General features: G+C 50.6%; 8 protein-coding genes. 2 read left to right on the forward strand and 6 right to left on the reverse strand.

Annotation, left to right across the window (positions count from 1 at the left end; genetic code table 11):
* Window positions 1-654: 654 nt before the first annotated feature.
* From HMPREF2626_RS07905 to HMPREF2626_RS07925, 5 genes are read right to left on the reverse strand one after another with little or no spacing between them, the layout of a single operon-like run.
* Window positions 655-1,359 carry a DUF1129 domain-containing protein gene (locus HMPREF2626_RS07905; protein ID WP_070619816.1) on the reverse strand — a complete coding sequence of 235 codons (705 nt, stop codon included), beginning with the start codon at window positions 1,357-1,359 and terminating at the stop codon, window positions 655-657.
* Between the two features lie 11 nt (window positions 1,360-1,370).
* Entirely contained in the window at window positions 1,371-2,468 is a 1,098-nt protein-coding gene (ychF, locus tag HMPREF2626_RS07910; protein ID WP_070619819.1) for a redox-regulated ATPase YchF, read from the reverse strand.
* A gap of 22 nt (window positions 2,469-2,490) precedes the next feature.
* Window positions 2,491-2,691 (reverse strand): DUF951 domain-containing protein, encoded by a 201-nt coding sequence (locus tag HMPREF2626_RS07915; protein ID WP_070619821.1) that lies wholly within the window; start codon window positions 2,689-2,691, stop codon window positions 2,491-2,493.
* A 12-nt stretch (window positions 2,692-2,703) separates the two neighbouring features.
* On the reverse strand, window positions 2,704-3,636 hold the full coding sequence (locus HMPREF2626_RS07920; protein WP_070619824.1) for a ParB/RepB/Spo0J family partition protein: 933 nt from the start codon (window positions 3,634-3,636) through the stop codon (window positions 2,704-2,706).
* Window positions 3,626-4,390, reverse strand: a complete 765-nt coding sequence (locus HMPREF2626_RS07925; protein ID WP_070619827.1) for a ParA family protein — start codon at window positions 4,388-4,390, stop codon at window positions 3,626-3,628. The genes HMPREF2626_RS07920 and HMPREF2626_RS07925 overlap by 11 nt, the downstream gene beginning before the upstream one ends.
* Window positions 4,391-4,733: 343 nt before the next feature.
* Between HMPREF2626_RS07925 and HMPREF2626_RS07930 the strand changes: the two genes are divergently transcribed.
* Window positions 4,734-4,913 carry a hypothetical protein gene (locus HMPREF2626_RS07930; RefSeq protein ID WP_070619830.1) on the forward strand — a complete coding sequence of 60 codons (180 nt, stop codon included), beginning with the start codon at window positions 4,734-4,736 and terminating at the stop codon, window positions 4,911-4,913.
* A 121-nt stretch (window positions 4,914-5,034) separates the two neighbouring features.
* Here HMPREF2626_RS07930 and HMPREF2626_RS07935 read toward each other — a convergent pair whose 3' ends face one another.
* Entirely contained in the window at window positions 5,035-5,889 is an 855-nt protein-coding gene (locus HMPREF2626_RS07935; protein ID WP_070619833.1) for a VOC family protein, read from the reverse strand.
* A gap of 181 nt (window positions 5,890-6,070) precedes the next feature.
* Here HMPREF2626_RS07935 and HMPREF2626_RS10160 point away from each other — a divergent pair, with 181 nt between their 5' ends.
* Window positions 6,071-6,247: a hypothetical protein gene (locus HMPREF2626_RS10160; RefSeq protein ID WP_168162726.1), complete on the forward strand. Its 177-nt coding sequence runs from the start codon at window positions 6,071-6,073 to the stop codon at window positions 6,245-6,247.
* Window positions 6,248-6,454: the final 207 nt, after the last annotated feature.

The raw sequence follows: 6,454 nt of genomic DNA on the forward strand, positions 1-6,454 counted from the left end.
GACTTGCTCCAGTGAAAGGAAGCTAACCGCGCGCTCTCACACCCTGTGTAGTTGGGTTCGCAGTTGCAGGCTTGAAGTGACTTCACCCAATCGGAACGATCGGCTAAAGCCGCTCTTTTCCGTTTGGGCTCCAGTCATTCAAGTCTGGGCGCAACTGCTCGCACCCTGTATAGTCGGGTTCAGGCTAGCAGAAATAGCTCCTCTTCACCAAAATCCGCCGAAGACTTTCAGTCTTCTCTGGCTTTTGGCTCCAGAGATCTATTTCTCCCGCTAGCCTTCACACCCTGTGTAGTCGGGTTCGCAAAGGCAGAAGCTTCTCCACTTCACACGATCGAAACGTGCAAGTGGGGCTTGCCCTTTTTCGATCGTGCTCCAGTGGTAAGCTTCTGAACGCAACTGCTCACACCCTGTATAGTCGGGTTCGACTTGGCAGGCTTGAAGTAACTTCACCCAATCGGAACGATCGGCTAAGGCCGCTCTTTTCCGTTTGGGCTCCAGTCATTCAAGTCTGGGCGCAACTGCTCGCACCCTTATAGTCGGGTTCGACTTGGCAGGCTTGGAGTGGTTTCACAAGTCAGAAACGAGCGAATTCTTCGCTCTTATTCTGACTTGTTCCAACCATCCAAGCCTAGGCGCCAAGTCTCACACCCTGATTTAAAACAGTGTGTTTGTTTGGATGTTATAGGTTTTCTTGTACCACCATCTGCCGACGAAGGCGATGACGGCGATGGCGAAGTAGAGGAAGGCGGGGAGGACAACGTTGATGCTGGCAGGGATAAGGAGGGTGCTCAGGCTAACCACGCCAATCCAGACGATAACCACCGCTGCGCCAACACCAATATAGCGGAGGACGGGGTGTTTAGCCTCTCGGTCCATGTTTTGTTGGTAGTAAGTCAGAATCGCCATAGCCAAACCACCAAGGACAAAGTTAATGATTAAGGAAATCACACCGAAGGATTGGCTGTTAGCCTCTTGGTTGCTACTGATGGCACCGATACCAGCTAGGGCAGCGAACATACCGCCGATGAAGAGGGCGCTATCCAACCAGAGCTGCTGGAAGCTCGCAGGCTTCACCTCGACTTCACTAGGACCATACAGGACTTGCTGGGCATATTGGGTAGGCGTGCCGTAGAGGTGGTTGGCCGTAATCCCCTGGCCCTGCTTGTCCAACATTTCCTTGATCATAGTATTTTCATGGCAGATGGCCGCTTCTTCTGCACCCTGGGCCTTCATTTCCTTATTGAATTGGAAGATGAAGTCTTGGTTGCGCTTGGTCAGTTCAGGGTAGAGTTTCTGGTTTTCTGCTTGGAGGTCAGCCAGGCTGACTTCCTGGTCTTTAATGGATTGGTCTTGTGTCATCGAAAAACCTCCTAAACATTGAAGCGGAAGAGCATGATGTCGCCATCTTCAACGACATAATCCTTACCTTCCGACCGGTACTTACCGTGTTCCTTGCAAGCCTGCATGCTGCCGTAAGTCATTAAGTCATCGTAGTGGACGGTTTCAGCCCGGATGAAGCCGCGCTCGAAGTCGGAGTGGATAATGCCAGCGGCTTGAGGAGCCTTCATGCCCTTCTTGAAGGTCCAAGCCCGAACTTCTTGCTCCCCAGCGGTAAAGTAAGTGGCAAGGCCAAGCAGGGTGTAGGACCGTTGGATCAAGACATCTAGGCCTGATTGTTCCATACCGAGGTCTTCCAGGAACATGGCCCGGTCATCCTCTTCCATAGTTGCCAGGTCTTCTTCCAATTTGGCGCAGACAACAACCACTTGAGCTCCTTCCGCATCCGCAATTTCGCGAACCGCTTGGACGTGTTCGTTGTTGCCAGATGCGGCATCCTCTTCTTCCACATTGGCGACATAGAGGACAGGTTTCATGGTCAAAAGGAATAGCTGTTTAACAAAGCCCATCTCTTCTTCGTTGAAATCCAAGGCCCGGGCAGGCGTACCAGCTTCCAGGGCTTCCTTGATCCGGCCCAGGACATTGGCTTCAACAACGGCCTCATGCTGCTTGGACTTAGCCATTTTAGCTGCTTTTTCGTAGCGCTTGCTGACACTTTCCAGGTCAGCCAGGACTAATTCCAGGTTGATGGTCTCAATATCGTCTTGGGGATTGATACCGCCGCTCACATGGGTAATGTTCTCATCATCGAAACAACGGACCACATGACAGATGGCGTCCACTTCACGGATATTGGCTAGGAACTTATTGCCTAGGCCTTCCCCCTTGGAGGCTCCCTTCACGATACCCGCAATATCGGTAAATTCAAAGGTCGTAGGGACCGTCTTCTTAGGTTCTACCACTTTGGTAATCTTCCAGAGGCGGTCGTCAGGGACTTCCACCACGCCTACATTGGGGTCAATCGTCGCGAAGGGGTAGTTGGCTGCTTCCACTTGCGACTTGGTAATTGCGTTAAATAAGGTTGACTTGCCCACATTTGGCAAGCCGACAATTCCTGCTGTTAAAGCCATTGCTTATTGTTCACTCACTTTCCTATTCATTTTCTTCTTTTTCAAGAACTTTTTTCATTTTTTTTTCGAATTCGCGCCGTGGCATCATCACGGACTGGCCGCACCCCTGACATTTCATCCGGATATCCATGCCCATGCGGATAATCTCCCAGGCATTGGTCTTGCAAGGGTGGGGCTTCTTCATCTCGACCACATCATGGAGGCCATAATTCTTGTCTACCATCCTATCCCCTCCTTAATCATCTAGGCGAATATTCAATAAGTCTAAGATCCGGGTCAGGTCTTCCTCGGACAAGTATTCAATCTCGATCTTGCCGTGGTCCCCCTTGCTCTGGATCTGCACATTGGTCCCGAACTTGTCCATCAAGAGGTCTTCACTCTCGCGGATATAGGTCGGTTTCTGCGGCTCTTGGACCTTCTGACTCTTCTGAGCTTCGACGGGTTCATTCAGACTCTGGACCATCTTCTCCAATTGGCGGACCGTCATCCCCTCATTGACCACCTTCTTAGCTAGTCGGGTCTGGTCTTTGGGATTCTTTAGGGCCAAAAGCGTCCGGGCCTGGCCCATGGACAAGTCACCGTCTTGGACCAATTCCTTCACTTCCGGTGTCAGGTCCAAGAGGCGGAGGTAGTTGGCAATATAGGACCGGCTCTTGCCCAAACGCTTGGCCGCTTCAGCCTGAGTCAGAGACAAGCTATCAATTAAATTCTGATAGGCCTGGGCCTCTTCTAAAGGCGTCAGGTCTTCCCGCTGCAAGTTCTCAATGATCGCGGTTTCGATCATTTGGGCATCGGTCATCTCGCGTACAATAGCGGGGATGGTCTCGGCCGCATTCAGCTTGGTCGCCCGGTAACGGCGCTCCCCTGCAATGATCTCATAGCCCTTAATGGCCGACTTGCGGAGGATAATGGGCTGGAGGAGCCCCTGTTCCGCAATGGAATCCGCCAACTCTTGCAGGGCCTTCTCTGAGAAATTGAGCCGCGGCTGGTAAGGGTTGGGGCGAATCTCATCAAGGGCAACCTCTACCACCTGCTCATGATCAGGATCAAGCGGCGCCTGGGCGGCTTCCTGGCTGTCGCTTCCGATATAATCTTTTTCAAAAGGATTGCTTTCATCGGAGAAGAAAGCGCCGATCCCTTTACCTAAACCACGGTTCTTAGTCGTCATTTGCCAGCACTTCCTTTGCTAATTCAAGATAGACTTCCGCACCCCGCGATCGCTTGTCATAGTCGATAATGGCTAGGCCATAAGAAGGGGCTTCGGATAAACGGACATTGCGCGGAATCAGGGTGTCATAGACCTTGTCACCGAAGTACTTGCGCACCTCTTGGACCACTTCATTGCTGAGATTGGTCCGCGCGTCATACATGGTCATCAAGACCCCTTCCAGCTTCAAGTGCGGATTGAAGTGTTTCTGAACCAGTTGGATAGTGTTAAGCAACTGGCTCAACCCTTCCAAGGCATAGTACTCACTCTGTACAGGAATGAGGACGGAATCCGCTGCGGTGAAGGCATTGAGGGTCAAGTGTCCCAGGGAAGGCGGGCAATCGATAAAGATATAATCATACTGGTCGCGGACCGGCGCAATGGCCTCCTTCATCCGCTGCTCGCGGTGGGGAACATTGGTCAATTCCACCTCAGCCCCCGCCAATTGCAGGGTCGCTGGGACGACATCCACATTCTCCCGGGAAGAAGGCAGGGTCACATCTGCCAAGTCCTTGCCATTAATGAGCACATCGTAGATATCCTCTTCGACCTCTGCCTTGTTGATCCCTAGGCCACTGCTGGCATTCCCTTGGGCATCGCTATCGATCAAGAGAACCTTCTTATCATTGTAAGCCAGGCAGGCCGCCAGGTTCACTGTCGTGGTGGTCTTACCAACGCCACCTTTCTGATTGGCAACCGCAATTACCTTTCCCATATTTTAATTACCTCCTTAGTCGCTTGCCGCGCAGTCACAAGCCAAGAAAGAAAAAAGGAAGGAAATGCGCTCCTTCCCCCTCGCATTTCTTCCGAATCCCAGCTCGAGTCTGACATTCTTCGCACATATTTTATTCTGTCTCCTTCATTGTATCAAAAAAAAGCCCCCTGTGCTCATAATTTTATCTTTAGAAGACTTCCACAAGTTAGGAGCCTATCATTTCACGCTAAAAGCCTAACATGTTATCATGTAAGCGTAAACATAATTTGTATTGACTTGCCAGCCGTCACTTGCTCGCTTCGTGAAGGAGCGAGCTCAGCCCCCTAAGCAAGGAGGAATCGACATGCCACGCTCCAGTTTAAAGTATGTGTTTTGGTGTCTTGTCATCGATACACTCTTAAACGGTATCTTGGAATACTTTTGGTCACCCGCCCTCTTGGAGGCCTTTAGCTCCATACCTGGAAATATCGCCTTCCTCATCGTCCTCTACTACTGGTGGGAGGGTCGGAAGAAGGAAGACTAGAGAATATAAGTATAAAAATAGAGGCTAGGACAAAGGTCCTGGCCTCTTTATTTGCTGTTAAATCATTCAAAACTCTAGTCCAAGGGTCAACCCTGACATCTACTTCATATGTCACCTAAAATTAGGCTAAGACTAAGCGAATTTGGGTTTGGGCGGGGTCGTGGAAGATGAGGCTAGACCCGTCTTTGTCATAGTCGATCGCTTTGGCCTTGAGTTGGTCTTCCACCCAGTCCAGGTCTTCCTGGCTCCCCTGCCAGATGCTTTCGCGGAGGCCCTGGCTGGTATAGTCTGCCTGTGGATCGATGCCCTTGCGCCAAACATTGGCCCCAAGGTGGTGGTGGTAGTCACCGGTCGCCATGAAGAGGGCGGACTTGCCCATGAGGAATTTGACGCCGAGACCCATCACGTCATAGTAGAAGTTCATGGTCTCTTCGATATCATGGACGTGGAGGTGGATGTGGCCCATGATTGTTCCGTTCGGCATGCCCTGGTAGTCGCCTGGATCAGCTAGGGCGAGGACTTCTTCTGCCGCTATAGGCTCAACGATCCCAGCGATAGCTCCAGATTCGTTAATATCCCATTCAGCTTGGTCCTTGTCAGCATAGATTTCAATCCCATTATCCTCAGGGTCCTGGAGGTAGAGGGCCTCGCTGTAGCCGTGGTCAGAGGCACCTTCCAGGGGCGCTTTAACCTGAAGGAGGTGCTTGAAGTTATTGGCTAGGTCCTTGCGGCTGGGCAGGAGGAAGGCCATATGGTAGAGGCCAGTATAGTCCTTCTTGCGCTCATCAGTGGGATAGATCTCGAGGAGAACTTGCCCATCTGGCGTGCCTAAATAATAGGCATCCGCCTTGGCCTCAATGAGGCTAAGTCCGATTGTTTCTTGGTAGAAGTCTGCCAAGGCCTTGGGGTCGAGCGCATTAATTGCCACCGCTTTAGTAGTCACTTGAGTCGCTGATTCGGTCACATGTCTAGTCATAGAATATTTGCTCCTTTGTTTTACTTTTTCCGTCTTTACTTACATTCAGTAACCAGTCTAGCATGTTTTATTTCCAAACCGAAGCAATAAGTCTTGGAGTAATTTTGATTTGGCTGAAGCCCTTTAATATGTTAGCCTGGCCTTAATGAAAGCATTGAATTAATTTTTAGGAGGGGTACTTATGTCGCGAGAAATTTTACGGTCGCTGTTACTGACCATTGTGCATGGCCTCTTTATCTTCTTAGCCCTAGCCCTCATCGAAAAAATATTCTCCCTAACGATTCCATTTGCCCTTCAATTTCTGATCCTGCTTTTATATGTGCTAGGATTGAATTTGAAAAAAATAAGGAAGCTTTGATGTATTGTATTAGCGAGCATACGTTCCGCTATTGAATTTGATCGTTGAAGAGCCATGGCACCGGCTCGAGCCAAGGTCTCTCGCCTAGCGAGCTTCAAAGTTAGAGTGCGACAAAAGTCGTTAAGCTCTGAACCACTGGAGCAAAGGCTGGAAGAGCCTTGCGGAGGCTCGGACAGCCTTTGTGAAGTGGAGTCAGAGCTGACTTTT

Origin of the sequence: Aerococcus sp. HMSC062A02 (assembly GCF_001809535.1) — a bacterium.
Classification (GTDB): Bacteria; Bacillota; Bacilli; order Lactobacillales; family Aerococcaceae; genus Aerococcus.